Raw genomic sequence first — 18,502 nt, 5'->3', positions numbered from 1 at the left:
CGTGCCCAACTTCGGCATCGCGGTGAAAATGGCAATCGCTTCAACGGCTTGCGGATTTTGGCTGGTAGTTATGCACAGATTTGTGCCCAGTTTCTGTTGATAACTTCCGTGCGCCGCACCACAGTCGAATGAATTAATTCACTCAATATGGCGCGCGTATGCTGATTCCATATTCCATCGGCCACTGTTGAAGTCCTCTGCGACGCGCCAGCCGATCCACGCGCATTGCGGCTTTAAATACGGAAGTTCGGCGGCGGCATGCCGGCATGTTCTGCATCGCCTCCCGTATCGCGAACCTGGCGGCGCTCATCGAGCCGGATGCGGCGTCATTCCCCAAGCGCCAGCGCACGCTTGCGCCGCCACAGCGCCGAGCCAATCGACACCGCCGCGCCGATGCCGCCCATCGCGACCGAAAGCGTCACGATCAGCGGGCCGGTTTGCGTGCGCGTGGAGAACAGCGTGACCAGCAAGCCGGCGAGCGGCTGCGTCATGTTGTTCAGCAGAATCACCACGCCGGTCGTCTTGCCGTAGTCCGCCGGCGGAATGATTCGCTGACGCGCGCTGCGGATGTAGACGTTGAACATCTTGTCGAAACCGACGATCAATAGAAAGCCAAGCGCATAGCCCCAAGGCGCCGCACTCGCGCCGGCGATCACGCCGCCCGCGCAGATCGCCACGAAAGCGACCCGGCCGAGCACGCGGGCAGGCCATGCAGTGCGCGCGATCGTCAAAAGAATCAGCACCGTGGCGACGGCGCCGGCCGTTTGCAGGCCGGCATAGTAGTGGTTCGACTGCGCGTGATAGCCCGTCACCATTGCGGCGGACGTGGCGAGCGTGACGCCGATCACGAGGTTTTCGGCGGCCGCCAGCAGCACGACCTTCTTCAGACCCGGCAGCACCAGCACATGGCGCAATGCGATGCGCAACGGCAAGCTCCAGTGGCCCGCGGCCTCGGGCGGCGGATTGCCGGCCTTAAATCCGCTCGTGCGCTGCCACAGCAGCAATGCGCCATCGGCGCTGAGGAACAGCGCACCGGCGACGCCCACCACCGATTCCCAGCGCCACCAGCCGAGCAGCAGCGCGGCCAGCATCGGGCCGAGCACGAAGCCTAACTGGTCGGCCAGTTGCGAGTAGGCGAGCACGCGCTGAAACTGCCGCGTGCTGAAGATTTGCGGCAGCATGACTTCGCGCGCCACCAGCCCTTGGCTCGTGAGCACGCCGCACGCCGCCGACAGCGCGATCAGCCAGCCGATCCCGCCGAACAGCGCGTACGCGAACACGCCGCCGAAACACGCCAGCGCGCGCACGGCCTGACTGACCCTCATCAGCCTGAGCGGCGAGATGCGATCGCACAATGCGCCGAAGAACGGGAAGACCAGGTAGCGCGGCAGCGTTTCGATGAAAAACGCCAGGCCTGACCACGAGACCTGGTGTGTGGTCTGGAATACGACGAGGGGGACGAGAAACAGCAGGACCTGATCGGCGAGACGCGCGATGAACAACGAACAAAAAAACGCCTGATGGTTGACTCGCACTTGTTGTGGTCCCGCCGTTTATGGGTCGAGACCGATGCTATCAAAGATGGCGCCGTCGCGGTCTCGCGGCGGGATCGCCGCGAGACCGCGAGACCATGCGGCGGCGTGATGCAGTGAGGGAGGGTCGGAGCGCGTGCTATCCGTCGCGATATGCCTGCTCCAGCTGCGCGACATCGAGCTTGACCATTTTCATCATCGCCTGCATCACGCGGCTCGCTTTCGCGCGGTCCTCATCGCGCAGCATCTCGCCGAGCGCGTCGGGCACGATCTGCCACGACACGCCGAAGCGGTCCTGCAGCCAGCCGCATTGCCACGGCGCGCCGCCGCCGTCGATGAGCATCGACCAGTAGCGGTCGATCTCCTCCTGCGAACCGCAGTGCACGAACAGCGAAATCGCCGGCGTGAAGGGAAATTGCGGGCCGCCGTTCAAGGCCATGAACTCCTGGCCTTCGATCTCGAACGTGACGGCCAGCACGCCCCCTTCTGGTCCGGGGCCAGCGTCCGTGTAATGCAGCGTGGTGGCGATGCGCGAATCCGAAAACACCGACGTATAGAAGCGGGCCGCTTCTTCCGCATTGCCGTCGAACCACAGGCACGGCGCAATCCTTTGCATGATGTCTCTGCTCCTGCAAGGCGGGCGGCCTCGCCGTTATTCTCCGTTGCTTGCTACTCGCACTTCATCGTGGCCATGGCCTGCTGGATTTCCTCCGTGCTCAGATCGCGCTTGTGCGTGGCGAGCGACCAGTGATGGCCGAACGGGTCTTTCACCTGGCCGTAGCGGTCGCCCCAGAACATGTCGGAGACGGGCAGCAGGACGGTCGCGCCGGCATCGACGGCCTGTTTGAAACTGGCGTCCACGTCCTCCACGTAGTGGTGAATCGTGACCGGCGTGCCCTTTAGCGTATTCGGACCGAACGCCTGATGGTCGGGCCATTCGTCGGTCAGCATCAGCATGGAATCGCCGATCTTCAGGCAGGCGTGCATCACCTTGCCGCCCGGCCCGGGCAGCCGGTACTGCTCGACGGCGTTGAAGGCCTTCGTGTAGAACGCGATGGCTTCCGCGGCGTTGGCGCAGATCAGATACGGAGTGAGCGAGTGCATCCCGTCGGGGATCGGTTTGACGGCGGCGCTAGTCATGTCGGTGACTCCTTGAAGTGACAGGTTCGTGACTTGAAAGACCGGCTGCGTGAGCCAGGCTTTCAACATTACGACGAGTTCGTTACCGTTGGATCGACACTCCGGAAAAAATATTTTTGGGGGGAGTTGCGGAAGTACTGGGGGCGGGAGCGCGTGGCGCGTGGATGTGCAGGGCGAGCGTGTGCGGGTGTGCGCGTGTGGAAGCGGAGTGCGAACGTGTGGGCGCGCCGGGGTGCGCAAGCGCAAAGTGCGAAGTGCAAAGTGCGAGGTGCGAGGTGCGAGGTGCGAGGTGCGAGGTGCGAGGTGCGAGGTGCGGAGGGCGGAGGGCGAAGGGCGAAGGGCGAAGGGCGAAGCGCGAAGTGCGGGTGCTGAGTGGGGATGCCGACGCGGCGACGGCCGCCGCCGCATCTGCCAGCCCCCCGGCCCGCTTCAACCCGCCGGGTTGTCCTCGTCCTGCGGCGCCGCGACCCCGCCCGGCGCGCCGAGAATGCTGATCTGGAACGTACGCGTAGCCGCCAGCGATTGCAGCGAAGCGTCCTCGGGAATGTGCTCATACAGCGGCAAGATCACCGAGCCGCCGATCACCGCGCGACGGCTGTCGTCGGCGGGCCGCAAGCCCCACACGTCCTGATAGACGACGGGGACCGTGACGCCGTCGCGGGTCGTGTTGCCGATGTACAGCATCACATGGCCGCCGATGTAGATCAGCGTGCGCAGCGGTTCGCCATGCCGCGCGAGATAGTCGAGCCGCTGCGCGGGCGTGGACGCGGACAGGTCGATCATGCGCCCGGCGCTCATCTGCGTCGACGAATGGCGCGGCAGCCACACGCCGAACACCGCGAAAATGCTTTGCAGCTCCGACGAACAATCGTTGTAGAGCCCGCTATTGCCCCAGCCATAGGGGCGGCCGATCAGCGCTTTCATCAGCATCGCCAGATGGCGCGGCGTGGCGGCGAGCGGCATCGGCGTGATTTGCGTGTCGGTCAGCGTGGCGGTGCGGATGAGCGCGCGGCCGTCGGGATCGCGGGCGGGGACGAGAACCGTGCGCAGCACGGGGGTGTCGTCCACGGTGCCCCGCTCGTTTGTGACGGTGACGGCGCCCGCTGCCGCCTGCCGCGCGCCGTTTGCCACTGCGACGGACCGTTGGGGCAACGAGGATGGCGACGCACGCAACAGCGGCAGCATCGTGCCCGCCGGCGCGTCGAAGCGGAACGCGCCACTGCTGTCGCGCACCGGCGCCGAGGCCACCGTCACCGCACCCAGCGATTTGCCGGCAGCCGCGCGCCATGCGTCGACGAAGCGGTCGTCGGCCAGTGCGACGCCATCGCTACGCACCCAGCCCTGGACGTCGGGCGTCTGCACGTACTGCCATGCGCCGTCGACGCTGCTACCGAGCACATACAACGGCGTGCCCGGGCGCACGGCCGAGATTTGCAGGTTATCGAATGGATAGCCTTCGCCCGCCAGATGATGGTCGTAGAACGATGGGTCGGTGGTTGGCAGTTCGCGCACCATCAGGTTGCCGGTGGCGATCGCGCGGCGCTCGGGCCGATAGACCGGTGTCCGCGTAAACTGCTCGACGTTCATGTTGCGCGCGATCGCGTCGATCCATGCCTTGTCATGCGGGCGGAAATTCTCGCCGTAGCCGAGCGCTGCGCCTTCCTTGCCGGTGTTGTCGAACTTGTCGATGCGGCGTTGCTGCAACGCGGCGATATCCGCGCCTTGCTCACGATAAACGCGCTGCGTCACGTAGGCGGAATTCCACGGCGACGGCGCGTTCGCGCCGGTGCCGAAGTAGCGCGCGAAGAGCGCGTCGAAGTGGGCCCGCTGGTCCTCGGGACTGAGGAACGGCAGGTCGTAGGCGGGGCTGCCGGGTTGGAGCCAGTGGTCGACGTTCTGGTCGTAATGTTCGAGCGGGAATAGCGTGACGGTGTCGATGAACGCGTGCGCTTGTGTACGCACATCGCGCGCCGGCGGAGGGGCGCTGCAGGCGGCGAGGATTGCCGCGGCGGTGCACAGCGCGGCGGCGCGGCAGGCGCCCGGCCATGAAACGGCAAGGCGGCGGAACAGGACGGCGACAGACATAGAGTTCGGCAGAGTGGGTCCAGGGCACGATGATACGGCGTCCGTGAGTCGTGCGACGCGTCCGGCCGTGTCATGCGGTGCCGGCGCCGCGTTATGCGCGCCTATACGCAGCGCTTACGTGTTCTCATATGGGTTCGGATCGTTCATCGCGCGCACTGCAAGCGCGTGCGATTGCAGCCGGTGGGCGTTTCGTTACACTGGTCCGTAACTCCAAACCTCGCTTCGCAACCTTCATGCGCGGCGTCCCAACCAGCAAGGAGCACGACATGCAAACCAGCGCACGCAATCAATTCGCCGGCGAAGTGGCGGAAGTCAAACACGGCGCAGTGAACGACGAAGTCACGCTGCGCACCCAGGACGGCCTCGAGATCGTCGCGGTCATCACGCACGGCAGCGCGACGTCGCTTGGTCTTGCTGCCGGCAAGAAAGCGTTCGCGCTGGTCAAGGCATCGTCGGTGATCGTGATGGTCGATGTCGCGCAGAGCCAGGTCTCAGCGCGCAACTGCATCGCCGGCACCGTGTCGGCGGTGACGAAGGGTGCGGTGAATTCGGAAGTGATCATCAGCGCGGGTGGCGCGCAGGTCGCGGCGGTCATCACCAATGAGAGCGTCGATCGCCTCGGCCTCGCGAGCGGCAAGGCGGCAACGGCGATCTTCAAGGCGTCGAGCGTGATCATCGGCGTCGATCAGTAACAAAGGTACTGTCCGGTCCGCTGGCTTCAGACGCGCTGACTGGTCTTAAGCGCGGCTGAAGCCAACCGGTGTGGAGGGGCGAGCATGTGCAACGGCGGCCGCGCGCCGTGAAGGAAGCGGGCGCTTGCTTTACACTGCACGACTTGCTGTTCCTCTTTTTGCTCTCATCACGGACGCCGTCATGTTCGAAGTCTCCTCTGCCTCGCATCTGCCTAAAGCCGCGCAATACGAAGAGTTGGTCGCCCAGGCGCGCTCGCTCCTCGCCGGCGAAACCGACTGGATCGCCAACGCAGCGAATTTTTCCGCTTTCGTGTTTCATTCGCTGAGCGATCTCAACTGGGCCGGCTTCTACTTTCACGACGGCCGCGAACTGGTCGTCGGACCGTTCCAGGGCAAGCCCGCGTGTGTACGCATCCCGCTCGGCAAGGGCGTATGCGGGACGGCCGCACAGACCCGGCAGACGCAGGTCGTGCGCGACGTGCACGAGTTTCCCGGTCATATTGCGTGCGATTCGGCGTCGCAATCGGAAATCGTCGTGCCGCTCGTCGCGCCGGACGGCACGCTGATCGGCGTATGGGATGTCGATAGCCCGGTCGTCGCGCGCTTCGATGCGGAAGACGCGAAGGGGATGGAGGCGTTGTGCGCGGTGTTCATCGAAGCGGCGTTGCCGCGCGGTGCGGCGCCGGCGGCTTGAACTGAATCTATCGGTCTCGGAGCGCGGCGCGTTGTTTGTTCCCGTCTGATCGACACACGCTTGAGTGGAATACAGCGCGCCATTACACGGCTGACGTTGCCGCGCGCCTGCGCGGCTTTGCCGCTTCACCGGAGTGCTTTCAATAAGCGCAACTGGCAATTGGCACTCCTTGCCGTTCGTTGCTTCGCTTGCCGCCCCGTCTATGGCTGTCGCCGGCTTCGACGGCAAGCACGTTCAATCTTGGCGGCTCCGCGCGACGACCTGCATCCACGGATATAACGGTCGCCGTTCCGGCAGTCTCACCAAAGGGCGTGCTGCTTGGCGATACCGATCAGACGCTGCAGACGCTGGATGCGTTGCGCGAACTGCCGTTGAGGTTGCGGTGGATGACTTTGCCTCCCGGCTTCAAGCAAAACGGCTTGAAGTAGAACTCGGCCCAGCGGCCATTCATTTTTTCGCGCAGTATCCGCGCTTCAATTCCTCGAATCCCTTCAATCCTTCAGACGCCGCAGCGCGTCGCCGCGATGAACGGCATGCTTGCCGCTTTTCTCGGACTCCACCTCGTAACGCGGGTCGGATTCTTACGCATCGACGCTTTTGCCGTCCACGGTCGTATGCGTAGAAATGACACGCACGACCTTACCTTGCGTGATGCCTCGCGGCGTGTTCGAACTGAGGCGGTCGTGCGGCTTGAAATGCGCAGTCATCTGGTTCTCCCTATTCGCAAACGCAAGCGGGGTGTTGCCGGTGCAAAGGAAAGCAAGCCATGTGCCTCCGCGTAAAACGTGAGGGCAGGAACGCATCCTGCTGACTCGCGCCAGGAGAACCTATCCCGCAACGAAACTGAGTCACGATGAACGATCTCATTTCCCGTCTATTGCATCTGCAACCGTCGCTGCTCGTCACGCTCACACATGACGCGCTTCAAATCGCGCTGGCCGTATTGATCCTCGTGGTCGGCTGGTGGCTGTCGAACCGTGTGGGTGCGATGTTCGCCAAAGCGCTCGCCCGCACGCATGCTGACCCGACGCTCGCGCCGATGCTCGCCGCCATGGGCACTTGGGCGGTGCGCGTGCTCGTCTTCATCGCGGCGCTCGGCGAGGTCGGCATTGCGACCGCCAGTGTGCTCGCGGTGCTTGGCGCTGCCGGCCTCGCGATCGGGCTCGCATTGCAAGGCACGTTGCAGAATATCGCGGCCGGCATGATGCTATTGTTGTTGCGGCCGTTTCGCGTCGGCGACGTGATCGAGGGCAGCGGCGCGGCGGCTGGCATTGTGCGCGAAGTGGGGCTGTTCACCACGCGTATCGAGCGTGGCGACGGCAACGCGGTGTTCGTGCCGAACAGCCAGATCTGGAGCAATCCGGTGATCAATTACAGCAGCGGCGGCACGCAGCGCATCGAGGTCGATGTCGAACTTGCCCAGCGCAAGGACGTCGATGCCGCGATCGGCGAATTGAAGAAGCTGGTCGCCGACGAACCACGCGTACTAAACGGCACGACGCTCGCACCGATTGTCTCGGTGGCCCATTACCCGGAGGACGGCGGCGCAACGCTGCGCATCGCTGCGTGGGTGCGCACGCCGGACGCGTCGCTTGCGGGCGGTGAGTTGCACGAGCATGCGCAGGCCGCGCTGGAACAGGCCGGCTGCGAGGTCGCGGCGTGAGGCTGAGTTGCCAGACGAGGCTCAAGCGCGTACCAACAAGTCCGCCAGGCGGCCTGGCGCAACAATCCTATCGGCCGTGGCTGCTGCGGCACTCCTGAACATCGGTCAAAACAACGGCCGGTTTTGAATGACGCGAACGCAGCTTTGGCGAGCGAGTGACCAGCCATATTCCGCTGCATACGAGAACGAGCGCCACAAGATTTTTCAACTCCATGATGTTTTCGTTCAGGCAGATGGCGGACAACGTCGTGCCGAACACGGGGACCAGAAAATTGAAAACGGTCACTCTGCCGACCTGGTTATATTTGAGGAGCAAACTCCACAACGTGAAGGCCAATGCGGAGAGGATCGCCAGGTAACCCAGCAACGCCGCCGATTCCGCTGTGAATGCGCGCACGGTTCCTCCGGTGGCATATCCCGCCGCCAACAGCACAGCGCCGCCAAACCCCAATTGGTACCCGGTCATGACCATGACGTCCATGCCCTGCGAGATACGTTTTCCATAAATCGATGCGGCGGACAGGACAAAGGCGGCGATGACGATGAAGCCTTCGCCGAGCAGCGCAAATGCAAAATCGAATAACCCGTCGCCGGCATTCACGACCATGACACCCACAAATCCCAGCAGGCACCCGGCAGCTTTGCGCGGTGAGATTTTGTCGTTCTTATAGATGAAATGGGCCAGCAACACGCTGAAGAAAGTCGTCGTTGCGTTCAGGATGGACCCACGAACGCCTGTGGTGTAGGCGAGGCCGATATAGAAGAAAACGTATTGGATTGCGGTTTGCGTAAAGCCCAGCAGCATCAACTGCCCGGCGTTACGGCGGTCCAAATTGAAAAGCGGCTTTTTCGACAGTGCGGCGACTATCAGCAAAAGCAGTCCTGCGAGCACGAACCTGTAGCCGGCAAAGACCAGCTTCGATGGAATGTCGCTTTGCGCGATGCCCAGCAAAGCGTAGCCGATCTTGATTGCCGGATACGAACTGCCCCACAGAAGGCAGCAGAAGGTCGCGAGCATGATCAGCACTCTGGGTTGCGAAAAGAAACGCGCGGGTTCGCGCGGTCCAGTTGTTGTGATAGACATGGTCATATTTCTAATGATGTTGTCGTCGCGCACTGTGTGGATTGACCACGAGCCGTGTCGCTTTCATTGCTTTGCTGCTGATTCGTATGGCGGCGGGGTGGGGCCTTGATAAACCGGAGTCGGTCGTTGCATCGAGGGGGATTCGTTGGTGCTTGCCGCCGGCGGGAAAGGAGAGGTTGGTCGGGCGGACGGAATATTGGACTTGGGTGCGCAGTTGGACGGTGGCGACGACGCTATGCGATTAGAAGTTATTGTATGTCGTCCTACAACTATACTTTGATAAATGACTCGCAACGCTGAGAGAGCATTGCCGCCAAAATCCATTTATTGCAACCAAAACATGAATTTACTTAAAATATAAGCCACTGTGTCGACTAGGTGATCGTTAACTGACTTCGCTGTAAAGCGCGGTAAGTTATATGAAATCATATCTCAAAGCGACCCTCCGCTCAATCCATCCGCGGATGAGCGAGAAAGAATCGCAGCATCTCCTCGGTCGCATCGGGGCCCGCCGGGTCCGTGTACGAGCCGCGCTGACTGCCGCCGGCCCACGCGTGGCCCGCACCGTGGATCAACCAGTACTCCGCTTCGACGCCATTGGCCGCGACGCGCCGTTGCAGCGTAGCGCCGCGTCCGTTCCGCGACGCGTGAGCCGCAGTGGCCGGCGCACTGACGGTCGTAGTGCCGGCATCGAAGGACGCGACGAGACCGGTCGCATTCGACGGATGGACCGTCGTGTCCGCATCGCCATGAAACACGATCAGCGGACGTTGCGGCGCGGCGCGCGCGGGCTTGCGCTGCGGCTTGCCGCCCTTCATCGCGGCGAGGGCCGAGGGCAGGTCCTTCGCGCATCCGTGGGCGAGGCCCGAATGCACGCAAGCGGCTGCGTACAGCTCGGGCGACGTGTTCAGCATCACATCCGCCATCGCGCCGCCCGCCGACAGGCCAGCCACGTAGACTCGCGCGGCATCGACGCGATAGTGCGTCATCACCTCGCGCGTGATGCCCGCAATCATCGACGGTTCGCCAAGGCCGCGCTGCTGATCGCCAGGCTTGAACCAGTTCCAGCATTTCGAATGATTCGCCGCTTGCGACTGATTCGGATACACAACGATGAAGCCATGACGCTCGGCCATCTCGTTCATGCGCGTGCCGGCCGCGAAGTCGTCGGCGTTCTGCGTGCAGCCGTGCAACATCACGATCAGCGGTAACGGCTCGTTGTTGTAAACCGCCGGCACGTATAGCTTGTATTGACGCTGCCCCGCACTGTTGCTGAAGGTGTGCGTGCTGAAGGCGCCGGGTGTCGCGGCGTCGAAGGTGTGTGGGGCAGGGGTGCGCGGCTTCGGGCGCGCGTGCGTTTGCGTTTGTGCGTATGCCTGCGCCTGTGCCTCAGCCTCCGCTTGAACCCGGGACCATGCTTGCGTCCAATTGCTCGGCGCGCGCGGAGTATGCGGCGTGCGCGCATGGACCGCTTCTGCGTTGACCCCAGCGAGCGCGCGTTGAACCGCGGCGGTCGCTTCGGTGGGACCCTTCGTGTGCAGCAGATCGAAGGCGTCTTTCATCGACCTCAGAAAATCTTCGTTCATCTTCATGATGGCTTTCGTTGAGTTGCCTCGCGGCATGGGTGAGCGAGTGACGAGCCGCAGCTTGCGTCACTCGACGAGTCGAACGAAGCGGCTAGCTGATGCGTCCGGCGAGCGCCGCCTTGACCGCGGGCGAGGCGTGAAACGCACCGAGCACTACGACCGATGCAATCGTCGCCGCCGCGAGTTCCGGCGGCACATCGGAGGCGATGCTGGCGAGGCCGAGGACGTGGATGTCGAGTTGTTCGTGCGCGGCCTGGGCGGCTTCGAGGTCTTGCCGGGAGAAGTGCTGCAAGCCGAGCACCATCGCGCGCCGTGTCACCGTTTCCGTGACCACCTGCGCGTGCACCGCAAGCTGGTTGCGGATCGCCGTGCGAATCATGTCGGTGCGGTTCGAGTAAAAGCCTTCTTCGACCAGCAGGTCTATCTGGCCGAGGTCGACCGGACCGAGGTTGATGGTGATTTTTTCGGTGTCGCCCCCTTTGGGGCGTGAACTGTCGACGAGGTTGAGTTTGGGCATTTGCACTCCGATGGGCATCCAGAGAACATCCAATTAACATCCAGTGGGATGGTTTAGGTTTTACGCGCGTTGGGCAGGCGAGTCAATTGGGAAATTGAGGGTCGGGAGAGGTGGGGGGAAGTGCCGACAGCATCGGGCGGCGATATCGCAAACGCCGCGAGCGACGGATTGGCGCGGCGGGGGGCAAACCGACTCCGCCGTTGCGGCGCAGTTGGCATATTCAGGCGGGGTTGGCTTTAATGAGATCATCCCGGCTCGCGAAGACCGTGTCCGTCTGCTCGATTTTCCAATTGCACTGAACGACGTTTCGCGGCGAGCAGCAACGGCGCAAAATCCCTGGAGTGGATGCGATCGGTCTGAGAGCGTCTCCTCGCGGTAGCCGCTAGTTGGCCGCAGAGTTCAAGGGCTCTACTTCAACGTTGTCACATTCAACAAGCAGCTCCGCCCCCAACGTTGCCTCGATCGAAACGATCGATTTGCGACGCTGGTTTCGCCCCCACGGATAGGACTGGTCGAGTGTGGCGAGCGCTGCCGCGTAATCATCGGATTCGAAGTCCGCGAGTAATGTTATTGGGATAGAGCCACGCCAACGAAAAAGCCGACCCGCGAGGGTCGGCTTTTTCGTTTTCCGATCAACTCGAAACAAAAGTCAATCAAGCTACATCAAAACAATATCGTATTGCTCCTGACTCAAATTCGACTCCACCTGCAACGACACCGGCTTGCCAATAAAATCAATCAGCATCGCCAGATGCTGCGACTCTTCCTCGAGGAACAGATCGATCACCTGCTGCGACGCCACCACACGAAACTCGCGCGGATTGAACTGCCGCGACTCGCGCAGAATTTCCCGCAGCACGTCATAGCAAACCGTACGCGGCGTCTTCACTTGCCCCTTGCCCTGGCAAACCGGGCACGGTTCGCACAGCACATGCGCCAACGACTCGCGCGTGCGTTTGCGCGTCATCTCCACCAGCCCGAGCTGCGAGAACCCATTCACGGTCACGCGCGTGCGATCGCGCGACAATGCCTTCTTCAACTCGCCGAGCACCTGGTCGCGATGCTCTGTGTTTTCCATATCGATGAAGTCGATGATGATCACGCCGCCCAGATTGCGCAGCCGCAATTGCCGGGCAATCGTATGCGCGGCTTCGAGGTTGGTCTTGAAGATCGTATCGTCGAAGTTGCGCGCGCCCACATAACCGCCGGTGTTCACGTCGATCGTGGTCATCGCTTCGGTCTGGTCGATCACCAGATAGCCGCCCGACTTCAGATCCACCCGCCGCGACAACGCACGTTGAATCTCGCTTTCGATGTTGTACAGATCGAACAACGGCCGTTCGCCGGTGTAGTGATGCAGTATCGACGACACCGCCGGCGTGAACTCCGCCGCGAAGTCGGCAAGCATCTGATAAGTCTCGCGCGAGTCGACCTGAATGCGCGACGTTTCATCGTTGACGAAATCGCGCAGCACGCGTTGCGCGAGATTCAGATCCTGGTAGAGCAGGCTGGTCGGCGGCATGCGCTGGCCCTGCGACAGAATCGTGGCCCACGTCTTGCGCAGATATGCGACGTCGCCGGCCAACTCTTCGCTGGTCGCATCTTCGGCGATCGTGCGCACGATGTAGCCGCCTTTTTCATCGGCGGGCAGCACGGCGGTCAGGCGCGCGCGCACCGCTTCGCGCTCGGCCTCGCTCTCGATCTTCTGCGAGATGCCGATGTGCGGTTCCTGCGGCAGATACACGAGCGTGCGCCCGGCAATGCTCACTTGCGTGGACAGCCGCGCGCCCTTCGTGCCGATCGGATCCTTGACGACCTGCACCATCAGCGTCTGGCCTTCGAACACGATCTTCTCGATCGGCTGATGCGGTGTCTGATGTTGCGGCTCGCCGGCAATGCGCGGATGCCAGATATCGGCTACGTGCAGGAACGCCGCGCGTTCGAGACCGATGTCGATGAAGGCGGATTGCATGCCCGGCAACACGCGCACGACCTTGCCGAGATAGACATTGCCGACGCGCCCGCGCGACAGCGTTCGTTCGACGTGAAGTTCCTGGACGGCGCCCTGCTGGACGAGCGCGACGCGCGTTTCCTGCGGCGTGACATTGATCAGGATTTCTTCATTCATGATGTTATTTTAGAAGTCGATGCGCGCTGCACGCAGGAGGGCAGCGGTTTCAAAAAGCGGCAAACCCATGATACCTGAATAGGACCCGTCGATATGTTCGATAAACTCCGCGGCGCGTCCCTGCACGCCATACGCGCCCGCCTTGCCGAGCGGCTCGCCGCTCGCCGCATAACGGCGGATCGCGTCTGCGTGCAGCGCAGCAAAACGCACCCTCGACACCGATAGCGCGGCGGGCAGCAACGCGCCGTCGGCGTCGATCACGGCGATGGCCGTCAGCACTTCGTGAGGGCGACCCGCGAGGCGCGTAAGCATCGCGACGGCGTCGTCGGCATCGACGGGCTTGCCGAGAATCGCGTCGTCGATCGTGACGGTTGTATCTGCAACGAGGATCGGCCGCACCGCATGGCCGCCGGCCACGAGCCGGGCGCGCGCGGCGTGCGCCTTGGCGATGCACACGCGCTGCACGTAATCACGCGCGTGTTCGCCGGGCAATTCGGCTTCGAGCGCTTCGGCATCTTCATCGGGGCGCGGCAGCAGCAGTTCGAACCGCACGCCGAGCTGTTGCAGCAACTCCTGGCGACGCGGGCTTTGCGAAGCGAGGTAGACGAACGGATGCAGCGAAGCGGCGGGCGTGGGCATGTACAGGTCTCGGTGAAGCGGATTGCAGGAACGCGAATGCAGGAACGTGACACGGGCGTGCCGATCGGGTGTCGATCGAACGCGTCGCACACGTACCGTATGCACGTCACGTACGTCAATCAGGCGCGTTGAAAATGGGATCGATGCAGAAAGGTCGACGTAAAAGCCGACCGGCATCGGCACCGGCGGCAAGACCAGAAACGCGTGGCAAGACGTGCAACGAAACTCGCGACCGGTCAGCCGCCTCGTCTGCTCACGCGCGGTGATAGGGGTGATTTTGCGTGATGGTCCACGCGCGGTAAAGCTGTTCGGCAAGCAGCACGCGCACCATCGCGTGCGGCAAGGTCAGGCTCGACACGCGCAACAGCATGTCGGCGCGCGCTTTCAGATCGGGATCGAGCCCGTCGGCGCCGCCGATCAGAAAGGCCACGTCGCGGCCGTCCTGCTGCCAGCCGGGCAGGGCGCCGGCCAACTGCATCGTGGTCCAGTCCTTGCCTCGTTCGTCGAGCGCGACGATGCGCGCATTCTTCGGCAAGGCGGCTTCGATCTTCTGCCGCTCGGCGGCCATCACGCTTTCCGCCGGACGGCCGGAGGAACGCTGCTCGGGTTTGATCTCGCGCAGCTCGATGCGCAGCTCGGGTGGCATGCGCTTCGCGTATTCGTCGAAGCCAGTGGCGATCCAGTCCGGCATCTTGTGGCCGACGGCGAGGATGTGCAGTTTCATGACGAAGGTGATCGCGGATGCAGTGGCGGACTTCTACGCTATGCCGGCCAAAGCCCGCTTACTTGCGGCGCGCGGCCGTCTTGCGCGCCGGCTTCTTCACAGCAGGCGCTTCTTCGTCTTCGTCCTCGTCTTCAGACTCGCTCGCGCGCGCGCCGCCGAACGGATCGGGCGTGGACAGCTTGATGCGCACCGGCTTCTCACCCCAGATTTCCTCGAGGTTGTAGTACTGGCGCAGCGCCGGTTGCAGGATGTGGACGATCGCGTCGCCGCAATCCACCAGCACCCATTCGCCGATGTCCTCGCCTTCGGTGCTGACGATCTCGCCGCCGGCTTCCTTCACGCCTTCGCGCACGCTCGACGCGAGCGCCTTGGTTTGCCGGTTCGAGGTGCCGCTCGCGACGATCACGCGATCGAACAGCGCGGTCAGGTGGCTGGTGTTGAACACCTTGATGTCTTGCGCCTTGACGTCTTCGAGAGCGTCGACGATCACGCGTTGTAGTTTGCGAATATCCATGGGGTTACCGGTGGTACAGATGATGTTGAAGAATATAGTCCCACACCGCAGTGGGGACATGGCTCGCGGCCTCGTCCTGCTGTTCGCCGCCGGTGAGGGCAAGCCGTTGACGCACGTGCTCGCGCAGATGCGCGCGAATGTCGGTGGCCGAAACGTTGAACGCAAGCGTCGTATCGATCAGCAAGTGGCCGCAGGGCGTGGCTTGCAGAACGTCGGCGCGGGCACGGCGCGCGTCGATTTCCTGTGCGACCGCCGGTGGAATCGACGCGAGGTCGAAGCCGGGCCGGGTGGCCGCGCAAATATGTGCGAAGTCGAACAGGCGCCGCCAGTCGCGCCATGTGTCGAGATGCACCAGTTGATCCGCGCCGATCAGAAGCGCGATCGATGCGTCCTCACCTTCGCGCGCACGCCAGTGTTGCAGCGTGTCGATCGTGTACGTGGGGCCATCGTGATCGATTTCGTCGGTCGCGACGCGTACCGTCACGCCTGGCAGCGTGAGCGTGCTGGCCGCCACGCGCGTCATCGCGAGCCGGTGCGCGGCCGGCGACACGTCCGCTTTCTGCCACGGCTGACCGGCCGGCAGCAGCACCAGTTCGGTCAGCCGCAGCACGTCGGCGAAACGCCGCGCGAGCGCGAGGTGGCCGTCGTGGATCGGATCGAAAGTGCCGCCTAGCAGGCCGATCCGGCGTGGCAGGGCGACAGGGTGAGCGTTCGGCTTCAGGTGAAGGTCCTCAATCGTAGCCACGTGGCGGGCGCGTGCAGTGCGGTGCAGGCGAAATGCGCGTCACACCCACTCGCGTGGCACGAGAAAATCGCTGTAGAGACGCGCTTCCGGCGTGCCCGGTTCGGGATGCCAGTCGTAGCGCCAGGTCACTACAGGCGGCATCGACATCAGGATCGATTCGGTGCGTCCGCCGCTCTGCAGTCCAAACAGTGTGCCACGGTCGAACACCAGATTGAACTCGACATAGCGGCCGCGCCGATACGCCTGGAAGTCGCGCTCGGCTTCGCCGTACGGAATGTTGCGGCGCTTTTCGATGATCGGCAGGTACGCTTCGAGGAACGCGTCGCCGACGCTCCTGAGCATCGCGAACGATTGATCGAAGCCCGGCGCGCAGAAATCGTCGAAGAAAATCCCGCCGATGCCACGGGGTTCGTTGCGATGCTTGAGGAAGAAATACTCGTCGCACCAGCGCTTGAAGCTGGGGTAGAGGTCCGCGCCATAAGGCTCCAGCGCGTCGCGGCAGGTACGGTGGAAATGCTGCGCGTCTTCTTCGTAGCCGTAGTACGGCGTCAGATCCATGCCGCCGCCGAACCAGAACACCGGCTCTTCGCCCGGCTTGGTTGCGATCAGCAGACGCACGTTCATATGCACGGTCGGGCAGTGCGGATTGTGCGGATGCAGCACGAGCGACACGCCCATCGCTTCGAAACCGCGCCCGGCCAGTTGCGGACGTGCCGCGCTCGCCGAACCGGGCAATGCGTCGCCCGCGACATCCGAGAAGCCGATGCCGGCTCGCTCGAAAAACTTGCCGCCTTCGAGAATCCGCGTGCAACCGCCGCCGCGCAGCTTCTCGCCCGGCGCGCGCTGCCACGTGTCGGTCGCGAACGGCGTGCCGTCGAACGCGCCGAGCGTGTCCGCAATATGCGTTTGCAGGCCTTGCAGCCAGCTGCGCACGGCTTGTGCGTCGTAGCTCGAATCGGTCATGAATGCGGATGCTGAGGGCGGCACGCTCGTCGTGCCGCGGGTTCTTCGTGAGGGGCGGGCCTTCGTCAGGGAGAAACCTGGCGAGGCGCGGCCGTACGGTGTTTCGCGCCGGGCCACGGGCTCTCGCCCGCGCCGGCCCACCTGCTGCCGTGGACGCCGAAACTTACAGTGTAGCGCCCGCAGTGTAGCGCCGTTGGCGCCGCACGCGGGCGAGCGGGGTGGTGACTTACTACTTGCCTTCGGTGCGGGCGTCGTGCTTGCGGTTCAACGCACGGTAGCCGATGTCGCGGCGATACTGCATGCCGTCGAACGAGATCTGGTTGATCGTCTCGTATGCGACCGATTGCGCGGTGCGCACCGAATCCGCCAGGCCGACCACGCACAGCACGCGGCCGCCCGAGGTGGTCAGCTTGCCGTCGGCAAGCGTGGTGCCGGCGTGGAACGTGACCGAATCCGCGGTTTCAGCGGGGATGCCGTTGATGCGGTCGCCCTTGCGCGGAGTATCCGGATAGTTGTGCGCGGCGATCACCACGCCCAGCGCGGTGCGGCGGTCCCATTCCAGTTCGACCGTATCCAGCGCGCCGGCAATCGCCTGCTCGACCACCTTCGAATAGTCGCCCTTCAGACGCGCCATGATCGGCTGCGTTTCGGGGTCGCCCATGCGGCAGTTGAATTCGAGCGTTTTCGGGTTGCCTTGCGCGTCGATCATCAGACCGGCGTACAGGAAGCCGGTGTAGCGGATGCCTTCCTTCTCCATGCCGCGCACGGTCGGCAGGATGATTTCGCGCATCACGCGGGCATGCAATTGCGGCGTGACGATCGGCGCGGGCGAATACGCGCCCATGCCGCCGGTGTTCGGGCCCTGGTCGGCGTCGAGCAGACGCTTGTGGTCCTGGCTCGACGCGAGCGGCAACACATGCTTGCCGTCGACCATCACGATGAAGCTCGCTTCCTCGCCGGCGAGGAATTCCTCGATCACAACGCGCGCGCCGGCGTCGCCGAGCTTGTTGTCCGACAGCATCATGTCGACCGCGGCGTGCGCTTCTTCCAGCGTTTGCGCGACTACCACACCCTTGCCGGCGGCGAGGCCGTCGGCCTTGATGACGATCGGCGCGCCCTTCGCGTCCAGATAGGCATGCGCGGCGGCGACGTCGGCGAAGGTTTCGTATTCGGCGGTCGGGATCGCGTGGCGCTTCATGAACGCCTTCGCGAAGTCCTTCGAGCTTTCGAGCTGGGCGGCTTCCTTAGTCGGCCCGAAAATCTTCAGGCCGCGCGAGCGGAACAGATTGACGATGCCGGCCGCGAGCGGCGCTTCCGGCCCGACCAGCGTGAAGGCGATCTGTTCCTGCTCGACGAAATCGGCGAGCGCGGCCGGCGCGGTGATGTCGATGTTGCGCAGACGCTCGTCCTGGGCGGTGCCGCCGTTGCCCGGCGCGACGTAGACGAGCTGAACCCGCGGCGATTGCGCGAGCTTCCATGCGAGTGCATGTTCGCGACCGCCGGAACCGACGACGAGTAACTTCATGTGAATCCCCGAGACTTAAAAACCATAAACGGCTGAAGCAGCAAGCTCAACCGTGCAATAAACAGCGAGATTCGCGCCGCACATGTTGGACGCCAGCGAAGCTGGCAAGCCGAACGCGTGCGAACCCGAGTGACGATGGCATGGCCGCGCGCAAACGCGCAGCGAGGTCCAGACGCCCGCTTCGCGAGCACACAACGACGCGATGACGCAATGACGCGAGGGCCAGCCGGCAGCGCGGCGCGGTTCGATGGGAACTCGCGCGCCGCGCGTT

At 63.5% G+C, this 18,502-nt stretch carries 18 protein-coding genes; 3 read left to right on the top strand and 15 right to left on the bottom strand.

The features are described 5' to 3' along the window. Positions 1 to 326: 326 nt before the first annotated feature. The 4 genes from FVF58_RS32055 to FVF58_RS32040 form a co-directional block, all read right to left on the bottom strand. On the bottom strand, positions 327 to 1,535 hold the full coding sequence (locus FVF58_RS32055) for an MFS transporter (protein WP_149673781.1): 1,209 nt from the start codon (positions 1,533 to 1,535) through the stop codon (positions 327 to 329). Between the two features lie 136 nt (positions 1,536 to 1,671). Next, positions 1,672 to 2,148 (bottom strand): VOC family protein, encoded by a 477-nt coding sequence (locus tag FVF58_RS32050; RefSeq protein ID WP_149673780.1) that lies wholly within the window; start codon positions 2,146 to 2,148, stop codon positions 1,672 to 1,674. A gap of 53 nt (positions 2,149 to 2,201) precedes the next feature. Further along, a complete protein-coding gene (locus tag FVF58_RS32045; RefSeq protein ID WP_149673779.1) occupies positions 2,202 to 2,672 on the bottom strand; it encodes a VOC family protein in 471 nt (156 codons plus the stop codon). Positions 2,673 to 3,101: 429 nt separating this feature from the next. Next, a complete protein-coding gene (locus FVF58_RS32040) occupies positions 3,102 to 4,757 on the bottom strand; it encodes an SH3 domain-containing C40 family peptidase (RefSeq protein WP_149673778.1) in 1,656 nt (551 codons plus the stop codon). Positions 4,758 to 5,023: 266 nt separating this feature from the next. Between FVF58_RS32040 and FVF58_RS32035 the strand changes: the two genes are divergently transcribed. Together FVF58_RS32035 and FVF58_RS32030 are read left to right on the top strand one after the other, a co-directional pair. Then, positions 5,024 to 5,449 carry a TOBE domain-containing protein gene (locus FVF58_RS32035; protein ID WP_149673777.1) on the top strand — a complete coding sequence of 142 codons (426 nt, stop codon included), beginning with the start codon at positions 5,024 to 5,026 and terminating at the stop codon, positions 5,447 to 5,449. A gap of 181 nt (positions 5,450 to 5,630) precedes the next feature. Next, entirely contained in the window at positions 5,631 to 6,143 is a 513-nt protein-coding gene (locus tag FVF58_RS32030; RefSeq protein WP_149673776.1) for a GAF domain-containing protein, read from the top strand. Between the two features lie 581 nt (positions 6,144 to 6,724). Here the strand turns inward: FVF58_RS32030 and FVF58_RS54480 are convergent. After that, entirely contained in the window at positions 6,725 to 6,850 is a 126-nt protein-coding gene (locus FVF58_RS54480) for a hypothetical protein (protein ID WP_342802416.1), read from the bottom strand. 146 nt (positions 6,851 to 6,996) lie between these two features. On the opposite strand from FVF58_RS54480, the gene FVF58_RS32020 reads away from it, so the two are divergent. Further along, complete coding sequence (locus FVF58_RS32020; RefSeq protein ID WP_149673775.1) at positions 6,997 to 7,806, top strand: mechanosensitive ion channel family protein; 810 nt, start codon at positions 6,997 to 6,999, stop codon at positions 7,804 to 7,806. A gap of 67 nt (positions 7,807 to 7,873) precedes the next feature. On the opposite strand, the gene FVF58_RS32015 is transcribed toward FVF58_RS32020, so the two are convergent. The 10 genes from FVF58_RS32015 to purD form a co-directional block, all read right to left on the bottom strand. Continuing rightward, complete coding sequence (locus FVF58_RS32015; RefSeq protein WP_425468987.1) at positions 7,874 to 8,890, bottom strand: DMT family transporter; 1,017 nt, start codon at positions 8,888 to 8,890, stop codon at positions 7,874 to 7,876. 449 nt (positions 8,891 to 9,339) lie between these two features. Next, positions 9,340 to 10,482 carry an extracellular catalytic domain type 1 short-chain-length polyhydroxyalkanoate depolymerase gene (locus tag FVF58_RS32010; protein WP_149673773.1) on the bottom strand — a complete coding sequence of 381 codons (1,143 nt, stop codon included), beginning with the start codon at positions 10,480 to 10,482 and terminating at the stop codon, positions 9,340 to 9,342. Between the two features lie 85 nt (positions 10,483 to 10,567). Continuing rightward, on the bottom strand, positions 10,568 to 10,993 hold the full coding sequence (locus FVF58_RS32005) for a CopG family transcriptional regulator (protein WP_149673772.1): 426 nt from the start codon (positions 10,991 to 10,993) through the stop codon (positions 10,568 to 10,570). A 658-nt stretch (positions 10,994 to 11,651) separates the two neighbouring features. Further along, complete coding sequence (rng, locus tag FVF58_RS32000; RefSeq protein WP_149673771.1) at positions 11,652 to 13,121, bottom strand: ribonuclease G; 1,470 nt, start codon at positions 13,119 to 13,121, stop codon at positions 11,652 to 11,654. 9 nt (positions 13,122 to 13,130) lie between these two features. Further along, entirely contained in the window at positions 13,131 to 13,760 is a 630-nt protein-coding gene (locus FVF58_RS31995; RefSeq protein ID WP_149673770.1) for a Maf family protein, read from the bottom strand. Between the two features lie 253 nt (positions 13,761 to 14,013). After that, entirely contained in the window at positions 14,014 to 14,484 is a 471-nt protein-coding gene (gene rlmH / locus FVF58_RS31990) for a 23S rRNA (pseudouridine(1915)-N(3))-methyltransferase RlmH (RefSeq protein ID WP_063495252.1), read from the bottom strand. 58 nt (positions 14,485 to 14,542) lie between these two features. Continuing rightward, positions 14,543 to 14,998, bottom strand: a complete 456-nt coding sequence (gene rsfS / locus FVF58_RS31985; RefSeq protein ID WP_149673769.1) for a ribosome silencing factor — start codon at positions 14,996 to 14,998, stop codon at positions 14,543 to 14,545. 4 nt (positions 14,999 to 15,002) lie between these two features. Then, the gene (locus tag FVF58_RS31980) at positions 15,003 to 15,734 is read right to left on the bottom strand and encodes a nicotinate-nucleotide adenylyltransferase (protein WP_149673806.1); all 732 of its coding nucleotides are present in this window, start codon (positions 15,732 to 15,734) and stop codon (positions 15,003 to 15,005) included. Between the two features lie 48 nt (positions 15,735 to 15,782). Beyond that, on the bottom strand, positions 15,783 to 16,706 hold the full coding sequence (gene hemF, locus FVF58_RS31975) for an oxygen-dependent coproporphyrinogen oxidase (protein WP_149673768.1): 924 nt from the start codon (positions 16,704 to 16,706) through the stop codon (positions 15,783 to 15,785). A gap of 229 nt (positions 16,707 to 16,935) precedes the next feature. Beyond that, complete coding sequence (gene purD / locus FVF58_RS31970) at positions 16,936 to 18,231, bottom strand: phosphoribosylamine--glycine ligase (RefSeq protein ID WP_149673767.1); 1,296 nt, start codon at positions 18,229 to 18,231, stop codon at positions 16,936 to 16,938. Positions 18,232 to 18,502: the final 271 nt, after the last annotated feature.

Origin of the sequence: Paraburkholderia panacisoli, assembly GCF_008369935.1 — a bacterium.
GTDB classification, from domain to species: domain Bacteria; phylum Pseudomonadota; class Gammaproteobacteria; order Burkholderiales; family Burkholderiaceae; genus Paraburkholderia; species Paraburkholderia panacisoli.
This window is presented reverse-complemented; position numbering and strand designations above follow the sequence as displayed.